The sequence below is a fragment of the Mesorhizobium sp. M2A.F.Ca.ET.039.01.1.1 genome (genome assembly GCF_003998035.1).
Lineage (GTDB): Bacteria > Pseudomonadota > Alphaproteobacteria > Rhizobiales > Rhizobiaceae > Mesorhizobium.
Map to the genome: position 1 here is coordinate 1 of NZ_RZRY01000875.1, position 2241 is coordinate 2241.

Below are 2241 nucleotides of genomic sequence, written 5' to 3' on the forward strand. Positions count from 1 at the left end.
GTCCGGAGCCGGCGCTGCCGGCGCCGCGGCCTTGGCGGCGGCGGCGAGCGTCTCGCCTACCTGCTGGGCGAGGTCGCGGGCAACGCCGTTCTGCCAGATGTCGGCAGCCTTCACGAGGTCACGCGTCACCGCGGGGCCGCTGTCCAGCAGCTTCTTTCCGGAATCGGAGCTGTAGAAGGCGGCGATGTCGTTGAGCTCCTTCTCGGAAAACACCTTGGCATAGGCAAGCGCTGCTTCCTTTTCGAGGTCGGCGCGCCGCGATGCCATGCCGAGCGCCTTCTCGGTCACGGTCTTGCCGATCAATTCCTGCATGTCGGGGTTCTTCTGGATGAGCTGCGACTCCAGCGCGGCAGCGGCCTGCGGCAGAATGTTGTCGAACGAGTCCGTGGCATGGATCGCAGCGACGGCCGCGCGCGCGGCCTTCAGGTGCGACTCGCTGACATCCTGCGCAAACACCGGCGAGGACAGCGCGAGGACGGCCGAGGCCGCCAGAAACATCGAAAGGCGGCGAACCCGTTTATGCAACATCATGGTCGATAGAACTCCCTGGTTTTCGGGCGACATGGACGGTTTCGATACCGTCGCCGCCGGCGATGATGGCCGTTGACGCCAGCCCGATGAATAGACCGTGCTCGACAACGCCTGGAATGGCGAAGAGAGCATTCGAAAGCGCTCTTGTATCCGGAATGCGGCCAAAAGATGCATCGAGGATAAAGTGGCCGCCGTCTGTAACAAATGGCTGGCTTCCCGTCATCCTCAATGTAACCGGGCCGGAAAGGCCGAGCTTCGCCGCGGCGGCGCGAACCGCGATCTCGGTGGCGCGCAGGCCGAATTGGTTGACCTCGATCGGCAGCGGGAAGCGGCCGAGAGTCCCGACCAGCTTGGACTTGTCGGCGATCACGATCATGCGCCCGGATGCGGCCGCGACGATCTTCTCGCGCAGCAGCGCGCCGCCGCCGCCCTTGATCAAGGTCAGGTCCGGATCGATTTCGTCGGCGCCGTCGATGGTAAGGTCGAGTTCCGGCGTGTCTTCGAGCGTGGACAGCGGCACACCCAGCTCGCGACAGAGCGCCGCGGTGCGCTCGGAAGTCGGCACACCGATGATCTTGAGGCCGGTCGCAACCTTCTCGGCCAGCAGCCGCACGAACTCGTCCGCCGTGGTGCCGGTGCCGATGCCAAGCCGCATGCCGTCGCCGACATGGGCGAGCGCTGCCCGCGCGGCTTCGACCTTCAACTGCCTTGCATCCATGGGGAGCCCTGATTTCGCCGGTTTCGCGCGCCTCCTAGCATTTTTGCCTGTCCCGTCAAAGGCTCCCTCGTCAAAGGCTCTGTGGACCGATCGAGGCTTCTTGCTTGAACCCTGACCAGCCTGTATCGGCTGCAGCAACGAGAATTTCGCAGGACCGCCCATGACCCGCCCGATCATTGTCTTCGACCTCGACGGTACGCTGGTCGACACCGCGCCGGACTTGCTCGACAGCCTCAATCACAGCCTGGCGGCGAGTGATCTGGCCGCCGTCGACGAAGCCGGCTTCAGGCGCTTCGTCGGCCATGGCGGCCGCGTCATGATCGAACGCGCGCATGCCGCGCAGAACAAGGCGCTGATGGCCGAAGAGCACGACCGGCTGCTGAAGCTCTTCCTCGACCATTACACACTGAACATTCCCGGAAAGTCGCGCCCCTACCCCGGCGTAATCGCCGCGCTCGACCGTTTCCAGGCCGCCGGATACCTGATGGCGGTCTGCACCAACAAATACGAAGCCAATTCCGCGACGCTGATCGGCGCGCTTGGCATGTCGGACTATTTTGCCGCGATCTGCGGCCAGGATACGTTTGCCTTCCGCAAGCCCGACCCGCGCCATCTCACCGAGACCATCCGGCTGGCCGGCGGCGATCCGAGCAGCGCCGTGATGGTCGGCGATTCGCAGACCGACATCGACACCGCCAAGGCAGCCGGAATTCCCGTGGTCGCGGTCGATTTCGGCTACACCGACCGTCATGTGAGCGAATTCGAACCAACCCTGGTGATCTCGCATTTCGACACGCTGACGCCGGACCTGGCGGAACGGCTGATCGCGGCGGCGCGCTGAGCCGGCGCCAAATCCCGCCGACGGAAAATCAGAGAAATCAAACCGCGGAATAACCTCGGCACATCGCCTTGACTTCACGCGCCCGCCTACCTTATATCGCGGCTCGCTTCGGCCTTCGGGCCACAGGCGGGCGATTAGCTCAGCGGGAGAG

3 protein-coding genes are annotated in these 2241 nt (G+C 64.5%); 1 reads left to right on the plus strand and 2 read right to left on the minus strand.

Going from position 1 to position 2241, the window contains the following annotated elements; all coding sequences use genetic code 11:
- On the minus strand, positions 1-531 hold a 531-nt coding region (locus tag EOA24_RS34950; RefSeq protein WP_127410650.1), incomplete at its 3' end, for a DUF2059 domain-containing protein.
- Positions 518-1249, minus strand: coding sequence for a ribose-5-phosphate isomerase RpiA (rpiA, locus tag EOA24_RS34955; RefSeq protein WP_126082721.1), 732 nt, complete (start codon positions 1247-1249; stop codon positions 518-520). The genes EOA24_RS34950 and rpiA, both read right to left, overlap by 14 nt.
- Before the next feature lie 160 nt (positions 1250-1409).
- Between rpiA and EOA24_RS34960 the strand changes: the two genes are divergently transcribed.
- On the plus strand, positions 1410-2090 hold the full coding sequence (locus tag EOA24_RS34960) for a phosphoglycolate phosphatase (protein ID WP_126082720.1): 681 nt from the start codon (positions 1410-1412) through the stop codon (positions 2088-2090).
- Positions 2091-2241 lie beyond the last annotated feature (151 nt).